This is a genomic window from Stieleria maiorica, assembly GCF_008035925.1.
Classification (GTDB): domain Bacteria; phylum Planctomycetota; class Planctomycetia; order Pirellulales; family Pirellulaceae; genus Stieleria; species Stieleria maiorica.
Genome location: NZ_CP036264.1, coordinates 1,172,753 through 1,185,542 on the forward strand (window position 1 = coordinate 1,172,753; position 12,790 = coordinate 1,185,542).

The 12,790-nt window shown below is 62.2% G+C and carries 8 protein-coding genes; 2 read left to right on the forward strand and 6 right to left on the reverse strand.

Annotation, left to right across the window (positions count from 1 at the left end; all coding sequences use genetic code 11):
* Positions 1 to 607: 607 nt before the first annotated feature.
* Positions 608 to 1,429 (forward strand): tetratricopeptide repeat protein, encoded by an 822-nt coding sequence (locus Mal15_RS03705; protein ID WP_147866527.1) that lies wholly within the window; start codon positions 608 to 610, stop codon positions 1,427 to 1,429.
* A 772-nt stretch (positions 1,430 to 2,201) separates the two neighbouring features.
* On the opposite strand, the gene Mal15_RS03710 is transcribed toward Mal15_RS03705, so the two are convergent.
* The 6 genes from Mal15_RS03710 to Mal15_RS03735 form a co-directional block, all read right to left on the reverse strand.
* The gene (locus Mal15_RS03710) at positions 2,202 to 2,402 is read right to left on the reverse strand and encodes a hypothetical protein (protein ID WP_147866528.1); all 201 of its coding nucleotides are present in this window, start codon (positions 2,400 to 2,402) and stop codon (positions 2,202 to 2,204) included.
* A gap of 184 nt (positions 2,403 to 2,586) precedes the next feature.
* Positions 2,587 to 4,443: a glutamine--fructose-6-phosphate transaminase (isomerizing) gene (gene glmS / locus Mal15_RS03715; protein ID WP_147866529.1), complete on the reverse strand. Its 1,857-nt coding sequence runs from the start codon at positions 4,441 to 4,443 to the stop codon at positions 2,587 to 2,589.
* Positions 4,444 to 4,692: 249 nt separating this feature from the next.
* Entirely contained in the window at positions 4,693 to 5,355 is a 663-nt protein-coding gene (locus Mal15_RS03720; protein ID WP_147866530.1) for a hypothetical protein, read from the reverse strand.
* A 271-nt stretch (positions 5,356 to 5,626) separates the two neighbouring features.
* Positions 5,627 to 8,464: an Hsp70 family protein gene (locus Mal15_RS03725; RefSeq protein ID WP_233903262.1), complete on the reverse strand. Its 2,838-nt coding sequence runs from the start codon at positions 8,462 to 8,464 to the stop codon at positions 5,627 to 5,629.
* A gap of 471 nt (positions 8,465 to 8,935) precedes the next feature.
* On the reverse strand, positions 8,936 to 10,768 hold the full coding sequence (locus Mal15_RS03730) for an Hsp70 family protein (protein ID WP_147866531.1): 1,833 nt from the start codon (positions 10,766 to 10,768) through the stop codon (positions 8,936 to 8,938).
* Between the two features lie 42 nt (positions 10,769 to 10,810).
* Positions 10,811 to 11,371, reverse strand: coding sequence for a DUF2760 domain-containing protein (locus Mal15_RS03735; RefSeq protein ID WP_147866532.1), 561 nt, complete (start codon positions 11,369 to 11,371; stop codon positions 10,811 to 10,813).
* Between the two features lie 224 nt (positions 11,372 to 11,595).
* Here Mal15_RS03735 and Mal15_RS03740 point away from each other — a divergent pair, with 224 nt between their 5' ends.
* The gene (locus Mal15_RS03740; protein ID WP_147866533.1) at positions 11,596 to 12,516 is read left to right on the forward strand and encodes a ThuA domain-containing protein; all 921 of its coding nucleotides are present in this window, start codon (positions 11,596 to 11,598) and stop codon (positions 12,514 to 12,516) included.
* The last annotated feature ends 274 nt before the right edge of the window (positions 12,517 to 12,790 follow it).

Below are 12,790 nucleotides of genomic sequence, written 5' to 3' on the forward strand. Positions count from 1 at the left end.
GGCGGAGCCTCTAGAAACTCCCGTTCCCAGGCGGAGCCTGGGAACGAGGGAGGTTGATTTCGAAGCCCTGTTAGCTCGTTCCAAGGCTCCGCCTTGGAACGCGATGTGGGTGTGGCTCCCGTCAGGCACCGTGCGCAGTCAGAGGCGGAGCCTCTAGAAACTCCCGTCCCCAGGCGGAGCCTGGGAACGAGGGAGGTTGATTTCGAAGCCCTGTTAGCTCGTTCCAAGGCTCCGCCTTGGAACGCGATGAGGGTGTGGCTCCCGCCACACACCGTGCGCAGTCAGAGGCGGAGCCTTCAGAAACTCCCGTCCCCAGGCGGAGCCTGGGAACGAAGGAGGTTGATTTCGGAACTGCACCACCTCCGCCAGGGAGGTTTGCGCCCAACCGGGGATTCGCGGCGCCTGTCCCTATCGGACCTGTACGACGGCGTAAATTCTTCTCCGCCGGCGCAAATCCGTTTGCCCGAGCCTCTTGGCACAAGTATCCTGAGGGTCTGTTTCCAATGGCCGAGTTCTCTTGTCGGCCGCCACGCAAACCTAACGGCACGGTTGCTGTCGTCTTTTTGCACGCAATCAATCGCTCGAATTGGCAGAGGACCCGAAAGTGATGATCCGACGTTCTTCTTTTCTCGCACCGCTGGCTGCACTCGCGCTCGTCGGAGCAATGCTCGGCTCACACCAGGCCAGTGCGCAAAACGAATCGCTGTTGGCTGAAATCTACGGGCGGGGGGTGCACGCCTATTATGCCGGCCAGTACACCGAGGCGTACGACTACCTGACTCAGGCGATCGGCGGCGGGACGCGTGATCCGCGTGCCTATTATTTCCGCGGGATCGTCGCCCACCAACAAGGGCGGCCGGAGGAGGCCGAGGCGGATTGGCAGGCCGGCGCCGAGATGGAGGCTCGGGCTGGTGGCGGAGCCGGTGTCGGTCGCTCGCTGTCGCGATTCCAAGGGTCGGCCCGTTTGAAGCTTGAGCAGATCCGCCAGACGGCGCGAATCGATGCGATGATGAACGCGGCGGCGCGTTCGGACGCGCGGATGCAGGAATTGGGCGTCCAGCCGGGCGCTGCGGCAGCCCCCAAGGCGGCCCCGGCAGCGATGGGGACCGCCCCACCACCGGCGCCCGCTGCGGCCGTCGCCGATGATCCCTTTGCCGACGACGGGCCCGCCCTCGCAGACGGCCAGCCCAAGGTTGAAAACAACAATGCCTTGGAAGGCTTGGACGACAACCCATTTGCCGATGATGAACCCGCCGGGGCCGCCGCCGCTGATGCCGGGATGCCCGCCGCCGACAATTCCAATCCGTTCGGCGAACCCGCGGCACCGGCCGCCGGCGATCCGTTCGGTGGTGACGCCGGTGCCGATCCGTTTGGGGCGCCCGCCGGTGGCGGTGACGATCCCTTTGGTGGCGACCCGTTCGGAAACTAACGGGCGTTCAAGGACGGACACTCGTATTCCGCCGCAGCTTGGTTTTCGTGTCGTGGACGAGGCGACGAGTCCATTCGGATTGCGAACGACGAGGACTCCTCGCGTCGTCCACTACTGCATCAAGCGTCGCACCTCTTATTTGCCGAAGGCGGAACGGCGGAGTCGGGTGATCCGGCACCGGAACCAGATCACCCGACTCATCAGCCATCCGTCAAGTTCTGCCCAGCGAGGTGTCTCGGCAGCACTCTCTGAAGCCCGAGACGCAATTCCCCGTTACGTCCCAAGCAACCATCCTTAGAAGCTCGTGCATCCCTGCTTCCTCCCTGCCCGAGGAGATTGCATGCCATGTGCCAATCGCCGGTCGGCGGGGCGACGAAGGATCGATTTGGGCCGTAGCGGTGCCACGTGCGTGATGGCGGCCAATTAGCGGCGCTAGGATTCCCATAGTGTGATGCCGCAGGGTGGTTCGGCGATGCAGGCAGGTCGCGGCGCCTGTCTAGGAATTCATCACGGTGCCTGCGATCTGGGCAGGGTGCGTGAAACATGGCATCCGGAGGTCCCAGTGGCATTCGGCCGGGCGGTAATAGGACCAATAGGACAAAGAAGACCGATGGGCCCACATACAAAATAGGTCCCGTACGTCGTATTCGTCCTATTCACCCTGGGGCGGGACGGTGCAGAAGTGGCCGTTGCCTGTCAATTCAGGCCCGCAAACGCTGGCGAGAGAGCACGTGGGGCCCCTCGCTTACGCGTCGGGCTGGCATCGGCGGGGCTAGAGAGCGTCTTCGCTGCGGCCCATCAGATTGACGTTGGTGGTCGGGACGATTCGGGTCACGTTGACCTTGGTCCGCCGTAGTTCTTCGATTTCCGCGGCCATTTCGGCGATCAGGTTCGCGATTTCGGTGCCGGCGGCTTCGCCGATGTTGTTCATCAGTGCTTTGCGAGAATTAAACGTCAGGCCGGTGCGATTCATCGTCTCTCTCATCCGAAAAGAAAAGGTTTCCTAAGTAGTAATGGAACGCTCGCCGGGACGACTTGGCCCCCGTCCTGGCCCCTGGTTGACGGCGATCATCCCACGGTCGTTGAACAATTATCAAGAGCGTAATTTCGCAAGCGAATTCCGCAAGGAAAGAACCGCATCTTTGGGTGGAATGTACTTACTCCACCGTCACGCTTTTTGCCAGATTTCGCGGCTTGTCCACGTCGCAGCCCCGCAGCAGCGCGATGTGATAGGATAGCAGCTGCAGCGGCACGACGGACACGATCGGCTGGATGATCGAGGGCACGTCGGGGATGTGGATCACGTCGTCGGCGACGGCATTGATGTGCGGGTCGTCTTTGCTTGCAACGGCGATGATCGGCCCGCCTCGGGCCTTCACCTCTTCCATGTTCGCCATCACTTTGTCGTACGTGGTGCCTTGGGGGATGATGAACACGCTGGGGGTTTGTTCGTCGACCAGGGCGATCGGGCCGTGCTTCATTTCGGCCGCCGGGTAGCCTTCGGCGTGGACGTAGCTGATTTCTTTCAGTTTCAGGGCGCCTTCCAGGGCGGTCGGGAAATTGTATTGGCGGCCCAGGTACAAGATGTTCGTCGCGTCCTTGTATTTTTCCGCGACGGCTTTGACATGTTCGTTGCAGTTGAGTGCTTCTTGCACCGCTCCCGGGGCCCGTTGCAGGTCGCGGATGATGTTTTGCCCGGCTTCGAAGGAGAGGTGTCGGATGCGGCCGAAATAGAGGGCCAGCATCGCCAGGACACAGCACTGGGACGTGTAGGCTTTGGTGCTGGCGACGCCGATTTCCGGTCCGGCGTGCAAGTAGACGCCGCCGTCGGCCGCCTGGGCGATGGAGCTTCCGACGACGTTACAAAGGGCCAACGTGCGGTGTCCCTTGCGTTTGGTTTCCCGCAGCGCCGCCAGCGTGTCGGCCGTCTCGCCGCTTTGGGTGATGCCGAACACCAGCGTGTTGTTCTCGATCGGCGGATTGCGATAACGCAGTTCGCTGGCGTATTCGACCGAGACCGGGATGCGTGCCAATTCCTCGATCAGGTATTCGCCGACCAGGGCGGAGTGCCAGCTGGTGCCGCAACCGGTCAAGATGATGCGTTCGACGCTGCGCAATTGTTGCGGCGTCAGGTTCAAGCCGCCGAACACAGCGGTCGCGTTTTCTTCGTCCAATCGGCCACGCATCGCGTTTTTCAACGATTCGGGTTGCTCATAGATCTCCTTGAGCATGTAGTGGTCATAGCCCTGCAGGCTGACCGCTTCTTCGGCGGCTTCCAAAGGCTGGATCTGGACGTTGACCTTTCCCTGTTCTCGGTGCATCACCGAAAACCCTTCGCGCCGCAGCAGCGCCAATTGGTGGTCGGCCATGTAGACGATGCGGTCGGTGCAGCCGGCCAGCGGGGACGAATCGCTGGCGACAAAGTATTCGCCGTTGCCGATGCCGATCACCAGCGGGCTGCCGAATCGGGCGGCGATCAACATGTCGGGGTGTTCGCGAAAGGCGATCACCAGCCCATAGGTGCCGCGCAATTGTGCGATCGCCCACTGCACCGCTTGGACGCAGCGCTGTGAAGGGTCTGCCGGGGTTTCGGGAGTCACCCGCAGGCCCTCGGCGATCAGGTGCGCGACGACTTCGCTGTCGGTGGCCGACAGGAACACATAACCTTTCTCGACCAGCTCGTTCTTGAGTGTTTGAAAGTTTTCGATGACGCCGTTGTGCACCAGAATCACTTCGCCGTCGCCGCCGACGTGCGGGTGGGCGTTTTCCACCGTCGCCGGGCCGTGGGTGGCCCAGCGGGTGTGCCCGATGCCGATCGGGCCATCGACCGGGTTTTGGCCCAATGACCCGGCTAGAGCGTCGATTCGGCCGACGGCGCGGGTGATGTGAAACGATTCGCCACCGTGGATCGCAACGCCGGCGCTGTCGTATCCCCGGTATTCCAAGCGGCGGAGACCGCTGAGCAGAAAATCGCCTGCTTTATCCGAACCGACATATCCGACAATTCCACACATCGCTGTTCAATCTGTTTTGAAGGTCTGTTCGTGATCCCCGGCCGGCGGTGATCCCCAGCCGGCAGTGATCCCCGGCCGGCAGTGATCCCCAGCCGGCTCTGGGCGTCCCGATCGGGCGGGAGCCGTGGGGGGACAACGTAGTTGCCCCGGTCGGCACGAACAAACCTAGCTCAAAACATTGACGCTGCCGATCCCAGAAATTCTTCCGGAACTGCCAGCGGTAGCGATTGTGACTGAAATCGGTCGCGATCAGGCGGCGCGCTTGCTGAGCGTCAGACCCGTGAGCGTCTCGCTCCAGCGGCCGTTTTCTTGGGCGAACACGATCGTGGTCGGCTTGCACAGCCGCGTCAGGGCGTTTTGTTGGGCCGGTGTGGGCGGTTGGGCGGCTGACCAGAGCACCAGATCCACCTGGCCGTAGGTTCGCACGACGCGATCCAATCCGGCGTCGATCGTCATCGGCACCAGATGCGCCTTGGCGGGGAATTCACGCAGTTGTTTGTGGAAGTTTCGCAGCGACAGTGCATTGCCGCCCATTTCGAATTCATCGATCGCGATGTAGTGAATCGGGGTGGAGTGTCCCTTGTGCGTCAGCGAATGCAGCATCGCCAACGACCGCTGTCCGTCACCGACGCAGACTTCCAAGACGGACTGAACCGACAGCGATTCGATTCGCCGAAACAGTTTTTTGTCATCACGGGTGGCCGTGCCGGTCGTGTTTCGCGACGTCCGCGGTGGATCGGCAGCCGCAACCGGCGTCGCCGTCGGCGAAGCCGGAGTGCCAGCAGATCGGGGATGCGGCTCGGCGCTGGTCGGGGACGCCGCCCGGGGGCCGTCGCCCGTCTCTGGAGTGGAGCTGACTGTTGGAGTGGCCGACTTGCCACGAATCGAATTCCAGAGCTTTCGCAGTGGCATCACACCCTCACCGATTTTGAGCGCCAAACGAAACAAACACACCTCACACCCAGATGAATCGGCGTCCGGCGGCCGCTCAATCGAAGGAAATTGTCGGGTTTTGGGTTGATGTCGGTTTGGCAAACTGTGCGGGCGGCGCTAGCGCAATGCCACCTACTTTCGATCACGAACTGAGCCGTAGGCGCTAGCCTCGGGCCTTACAAGTCTCAAAGGGCAATCCAAGGCCCGCGGCTAGCGCCGTCGGCTCATAAAGGTGGTGGCATTGGACTACTTAACGTCCCAGCCGGATGCCCAGGGGCAGCGAGTCGCCGAAGACCGCGGTCTGTTCGTCGCGATCGAGTGTTCCGCCTTCGCGAATCAGGCTGATGAAGTGGTCGTCCGCCTGCCTGGATCGCAAATAATCGACAGCTCGCTGGCGCGTCGATTCGTTGATGTCGCGGTAGCGATCGCCTGTCTTTCGCCCCAGTTGAACGATCGTCAGCGGAACGTCGGACTCGGGCGGGGCGATCGCGATCAGCGACTCGATCCACGATTGGGCCTTGTCGACCGGGACGGTGGTGTTCAGCGGACCGTAGGCCGGTTGGCGACCGCCCAGCCGGCCCAGTGCCCACAGCAACGCGGGCCGCAGTCGGACGTTTTTCTTGCGACCGAATTCCTTGAGCGCGATGTCACCCAGTTCGATCTTTTGCCGCACGTCCAGCCGTTCCAGGGACGCCACCAACCGCCAGAACTCGTTGGCCTCGTGCGGTTCGATCCGCCGGGACTTGCTGCGCAGCGTGGCCAACATCGGCGCGGCGAGTTGTTGTTGTTGGCCGGCGGTCAATCCGCCGGCGATCCGCCGCCACATGATCATCGATTCGGTGCGTGACTGCGATGCCGGGAACGCCAATCGTCCGTGCAGCAAACGCCACATTTGCTGGACGCGCCAATCGTCGACGGCCACCCCGTAACCGGGGCGCAGGCAAAAACCGGCCAGGTTCAACCAACGCGCTTCATGGGCGGGCGTCTTGCGGCGTCCGGTTTCGTGATCGGCCATGAACTGCCACAGTTCACGAATCAACGTGGGCGGCCAATCGTTGCGGCCCGATTCGGTGATCGATTCCAACCGTTTGACGATTTGGTTCGGTTTGACGTCGGCGTCGTCGCCGAAGGTCGACTGGATCGCATCGGCGCAGGCTTCCACGGTGTCGCTGTCGACGACACCACCCATTTCACCGCTCCCGGTGTGCGCGTCCCGGTCGGTTTCCAGCGTGCTGCGGATATCGAATTCCAGCTTCCATCGTTTGCCGTGTTCGGCGTCGACGCAGTACATGCCGACCGTTCCGATCTCGCTGAGCTCGGATTCGATGCACACGTTCAACTCCGTCTCTTCGCGGCGGCGACCGCGCACCAAGGCGGTGCAAATCGGCGGCAACGCCGACATCTCGTTGGGATCGATCGAAACCAGCTGCCCGACGCGGTCGGCCAGTCGCGTGCTGCTGACCCACAGCGGGAACTGCACCGGGGCTCCGACCTGCAGATGCAGCGGGTGGTCATCGGCGCGGAATTTCTGGCCGGCTTCGGCGTCCCCGGGAATCAAACACAACGCGGCGGGGGGATCGTGTTGGACCTGCATGTAATACGAGCGGCCCAGGTTGGCTGCGATCCGCACCCCTTGGCCGCGCCGGACCATCGCGTAGTAGGCCGCACCGCGGGCGACGGCCAAGTCCAACCGCGGCGACGCCAGCACCTGCGGTTGCCAGGTTTCGCCGGGTTTTTCGAACCAATCACGCAGCGAATCGACGATCCGCTGGCGGATGGCCGGTGCGGCCAGCACGCCGCCGTTGAACAGCACCAGATCGGGCCGATCGGCCGATTCGGTATCCTGCTGGTCGATGCCGCTGCGGCGATGTTCGCTCAGGAATTCTGCCAGGTGACGCGTGACGGCGGGGTCGGCGGCGTAGGGCAATCCGAATTCTTGAAAGCCACTTTGCTGGCGGGACGGGCGATCGGAAAGTTTCACGCGGGGAAAGAAACCGTCCAACAACGTGGCATCGATTTCGTCGGCCGTCAGTTCGACCTGGATCGCGCCGGAGAGCAGCTTGGCCCCTTCGGCCGCGACATGAAGCGTGAACGTGTCGCCGCGTCCCGGATCCAACATGGACTCTTTGACCGAGCGAGCGGCTTGGACCATGCGGTCCCACTGGCTGGCCGACGGTGGCCCGGTGCCGGAGTCGGCATTAAGTTTCGCTTCGGCCAACTTGGCGACCGCCAAGTCCATGTTGTCGCCGCCCAGGATCAGGTGTCGGCCGACGGCGACGCGGTGGAATTGAACTTGATCGTTGTCCGCACCGGCCGGTCGGACGCGAATCAACGTCAGGTCGGTCGTTCCGCCGCCGATGTCACAGACCAGGATCAGTTGCCCGGGGCGAACCAGGTCGGTCCAGTCCTTGCGGTGTCCATTGATCCAAGCGTAGAACGCGGCCTGGGGTTCTTCGATCAGGTAGACGCGTTTCAGCCCGGCTTGTTTGGCAGCCTTGATCGTCAATTCACGAGCGACTTCGTCAAAGGAGGCCGGCAACGTGATCACGACGTCTTGTTCATTGAGCGGGTGGTCGGGGAAGGCGTCGTCCCAGGCCCCGCGCAGGTGATCTAAGTATTTTGCCGACGCGGCGACCGGCGACATCCGCGGCACATCGGCATCACCGTGCCAGGGCAAGAAGTCGGCGGTGCGATCGACGCCGTCGTGTGACAGCCAGCTTTTGGCGGAATTGATGCGGCGTCCCGGATGACGCGCGCCCGCATCCCGAGCCAACACACCGACACAGGACGACCGGGCGTCGGTGTCACTTTGCCAGCCCAGCCCACCCTCCTGGGCCGTACTCTGCCCAGTGTTTTGCCCGCCGGCTTCGCTGGGCGTCAATTCGTAGTGGAACGAGGGCAGTGTTTCGCGCTTCTCGATCTGCCCCAGGTCGACCCACTGTGGGATCCGGAACGTGGCGACCTGCCACTCCGGTTGGGACGTGTCGACGTAACACATGGCGCAGTTGGTCGTGCCCAGATCGATTCCGACGACATAGCGAGGTGGGGATTGCGCCGCGTCGGCGGACGACTCATGTTTCTCTGACAAAACCGGCTCCGTATCGGCGAAGGGCGGCAAAAAAATTAAATTTCGTGTTTGGCAAACTTATAAGAGCAAGGGAGTGGACTGTATCCCGAGAGAGTGATGGTTCAATCGCGGATGATTTCGATCGAAGCTGTCAAACTCCCTTGCTCTTGTAAGTTCCGGTCTGTGAAACCGAGTCGCGAGCTCAGCGAACCTTGGCGATGCGTTCGGGGAAACTTGGCGATGCGTTCGGGGCCCACTCCCGGCAGCGTGAATTGCGGTGTTCGAACACTCGCCTCACGTGAGCGGACCAAGTTGAGTGAGGTAAAACTTGAGTGCGATCGACCAGAAGCCAAGTGGACGTTGCTAGAAGGAATCCGTTTCCGAAAATGCCTTGATTTTATCGGACGCAAACATCGTTGCGCGAATCGAGTTCTCAGAAACGGATTCCTTCAAGCAAATATTCCAAACGCGAAATTTATTTTTTTGCCGCCCTTATCGATTCTCTCGAACGTTGAATTCCATCTTCCATTGTTCGTCGCTGCGTGTCGAATGGCACCACAGTTCGAACATGCCCAGTTCGGTCACGCGGCTGACGAAACGGACCGGCACGAACGGTTGGCCACCGTTGGAATCGTCATCGGACTCGCGCGAGAGTGTCAGTTCGATCGGTTCGCTTTCGACCAGTTCCTCCGGCGACCAGCGATCGAGTTGAGTTCCCACGGTATCGTCGCCGCGTTTGGAAGACGCGAAGAACCGAAACCGTGCGGGCTGGCCGACGACCAATCCGATTTCGTTGCCCGGCACGGCGGCCTCGGTGCCTTCCTCCATGCCTTGCGGCGCGACGCAGAGGGCGCGCAGCGGACGCGGGGCACCGGGGATGGCCAGCCCCGCCGTTTCGATCCCGATGTAGTACGAACGCGCGGTACCGCCCCGGATGCGGATTCCGCCGACGTGTTTTGACCAGCCGTAGTAGGCGGCACCGAGGGCGACTGCCGAGTCCAGGTCTTGTTGTCGGCTCAGCACCGTCGGGGCGGAATCGCACCAGCCGTTGACCACATCCCGCATCCGTCCCCGCAACGTTTCGCTGCGGAACACGCCGCCGTTGAACAACAGATGTGTCAGGCCCCCTGCCCGGCCGGAATCGTCATCGCTCTCGGCCGCAGAAAACGCTTCGGCATGATCGGCCAGAAACGCGGCGACCTGCTTGGTGATCGCCGGGTCGGCTTCATAGGGCAGTCCGATGTCTTGAAACCCCGATGCGGTGTTGCGTGCCGGGCGATCCTGGGCGCCGCACTGGGGAAAGAAACCGTCGACGATCAACGCCTTGGCTTCGTCGGCGGTCAGGGTGGTCGAGATCGTGCCGCCGATCAGCGAGCTGCCGCGGCCGAGAACCGAGATCGTGTGTTCGGCGAGGCCTTCGACGGCCAGCAATGCTTCTTTGGCATCCCGGCAGGCGTGCCACAGCGAAACGCTTTGCCAGGGATCGAGGTCGTGGCCTTGTTCCTGCAGTCGGGTGGCGACCTTGTGGGCTAGCGCCAGGTCCATGTTGTCACCGCCGAGCAACAAGTGGTTGCCGACGGCCAGTCGTTGTAATTGCAATTCGCCCGCGTTTTCTTCGACGGTGACGAGGGTCAGGTCGGTCGTGCCGCCACCGACATCGACGACCAACAGCACGTCGCCGGCGCCGAGTTGTGTCCGCCAGTCGTCCGCGTTGGAACCCAACCAGTGGTAGACCGCCGCTTGGGGTTCTTCCAACAACACGAAGTGGTCCGGCAAACCGGCTTCGATCGCGGCTTGGCGGGTCAGCTCGCGGGCGGCAGGATCAAAGGACGCCGGCACGGTCAGCACGACTTGTTGATCGACCAAAGGCGCTTCCGGATGGGCCGCATGCCAGGCGGCGACCAGGTGGGACAAAAACCGCTGGGTGCAATCAAACGCGGACACCTTGGGGACTTCCGGTGGTGATTGCCACGGCAGCACCGCTTCGGTTCGCCCGACGTTTCCGTGGCACAGCCAACTCTTGGCGGCCACGACGACCCGCTGTGGATTCTCCGCCGATTGTTGCCGTGCATAGACGCCAGCGACCCCACGCCCCGGATCACCGACCAGCGGTGTCTTGAGCGATTCGATTTCGCCCTCGCGAGGCAAGTACAGGAACGATGGCAGCGAGGGACGTGAATCGATCTGCCCCGGCGAGATCAGCTGGGGGATCGGCAGCAATTCCAACTTCGGTTCGGTCTTCTTGCCGTCCTGCGAAAGCGGCGCATAGGCGACCACCGAGTTGGTTGTTCCGAGGTCGATGCCGACGCAATACCGTGTGCCCATTTCGAATCGTTTGGTGTGAAGTGAAGAGATGACAGCGGAGTGCTAACCCGCTTGGACCTGTGCCGGGGCGACGACGTTGGCATCGGCAGAGTCGCCGGTCCAGGTCGGCAATTCCACTTGGGTCGCTTGCCAGCCGTGGTGAACCAGTTTCCCGGAAGTTGCGGTCCCTTCGCCGATCCATTGGTAACGTGTCGGCGAGGCGTCAGGGGCGACGTCCACGGTGGCTCCTTCGGCCGCATCGAGCAGTGGCTTGAGCCCCATCACGCGTTGCAGTACCCCGCCGCACTGTTGCAGGCAGGGCCGGGCGGCCGCGCCGACCTGGGCGTCGGAATACTGGCTCAGGTCTTCTTGGATCAAATCGACCAAGCGGGCTTCGCGTTGCAGCGTCGCCAGCAGGGTGACCGCGGAGTCGCGTGGTGGCGGTTCGGGCTGCTTGGTCACGGGCTGCCTGGTCACGGGCACCGCGGCAGGTTGTTCCTGCGGTTTGGCTTCGATAGCCGCCACGTCGGAGGGTTGACCGCGGAGGATCCGATCGATCTGGGTCGCTTTATCTTTGTTCCCTAGCGCGGCGAAAAAAGCCTTCAACGCGATTCCAATACTCATCGTTTCCCACCTGAAAAAACCGACAACGGCCTGAAAATCAAGCGTCCAGCTTGGCGATCCCGTCGGATGCGTCAAGAGGCGGGGGGGAGAATGCGGTTGCGGGAGTCCGGCGGGCGTCCGGCCGGGGGGCTGTGACGGGGGCAGGTGCCTATGACGGGTGCATCGGACAAGGGAAGCGATTATGTTATTGCATCCTGCTTTACGTCTTTCAGCGAGTCAGTCCCTTGAAATCGATCATTGCCTTCGTCCTGCTGATCAGCTCCGCAATTTCCTTCGTCCCCGCACACGCCCAGTCGAAGAAGATTGTCCTGGTCGCCGGCAAACCGTCCCACCCGCCACGGATGCACGAATTCAATGCCGGCGTTCAGCTGCTGTCCAAGTGTCTGGCCGACGTGCCGGACGTGGACGTGGAATTCGTGCTCAACGGTTGGCCGGAGGATGAAGCCGTGTTCGCCGAGGCCGATGCCGTGGTGTTCTTCATGGACGGTGGCGGCAAACACGAGATCGTCAAAGAGGACGGCCGCCGTTTGAAACAGATCGACCAGTGGGTCAAACGCGGCGTCGGGCTGGGGTTCATGCACTACGGCGTCGAAGTCCTGGCCGATCAGGCCGGCAACGAGATGAAACGTTGGATCGGCGGCCACTACGAACATCAGTTTTCGTGTAACCCGATGTGGGAGCCGGCATTCACGTCTTTTCCCGAGCATCCGGTGACACGAGGTGTCGAGCCGTTTGAGATCAAGGACGAGTGGTATTTCAACATGCGTTTCATGGCCGACATCGAGGGCAATCAATCCGCCCAGCAAGCGGATGTTGAATTCGTGCCGATCCTGGTCGCCGTCCCATCGGTCGATGTTCGTGACGGACCCTATGTCTATCCCAAGGGCCCGTACGACCACATCCAAGCGAACGCGGGACGCGCCGAAGCGATGATGTGGACCGTCCAGCGCGGCGACGGAGGTCGCGGGTTCGGTTTCACCGGCGGCCACTTCCACGACAACTGGGGAAACGACAATTTTCGCAAAGTCGTGCTCAATGCCCTGCTGTGGATCGCCAAGGCCGACGTGCCCGAGGGCGGCGTCGAGTCATCGGTGACGGCCGAAGACCTGGACGCCAATCTGGACCCCAAACCGGCCCGGCGCTGAGCCCGCGGTCCGAGGGACCGAGCGAATCGGGGTAGGAAGATTTTGGGGTAGGAAGATTTTGGAGGTGCCGCCGAAGTTTGGAGCACGCAATCTTCTTACCTCCTAAATTTTCTTACCCACCACTTCAGTCCTCGGAGTCTGCTGTCTGGTCCGACGCAACGATTGACTCGTCGGTGAGAGCGGGGCGACGAACCCGTGTGGTAGCGGAAGCCGCCAAGGCTTTCGGCCTCCGGGGTGCGACGTCGTCGCACCGTAGCGAAACTCTTGGCGAGTT

Excerpts from the sequence above, each read along its gene's own strand:
- Mal15_RS03705 (WP_147866527.1), top strand. The coding sequence starts at position 608 with ATGATCCGACGTTCTTCTTTTCTCGCACCGCTGGCTGCACTCGCGCTC.
- Mal15_RS03710 (WP_147866528.1), bottom strand. The coding sequence starts at position 2,402 with ATGAATCGCACCGGCCTGACGTTTAATTCTCGCAAAGCACTGATGAAC.
- glmS (WP_147866529.1), bottom strand. The coding sequence starts at position 4,443 with ATGTGTGGAATTGTCGGATATGTCGGTTCGGATAAAGCAGGCGATTTT.
- Mal15_RS03720 (WP_147866530.1), bottom strand. The coding sequence starts at position 5,355 with ATGCCACTGCGAAAGCTCTGGAATTCGATTCGTGGCAAGTCGGCCACT.
- Mal15_RS03730 (WP_147866531.1), bottom strand. The coding sequence starts at position 10,768 with ATGGGCACACGGTATTGCGTCGGCATCGACCTCGGAACAACCAACTCG.
- Mal15_RS03735 (WP_147866532.1), bottom strand. The coding sequence starts at position 11,371 with ATGAGTATTGGAATCGCGTTGAAGGCTTTTTTCGCCGCGCTAGGGAAC.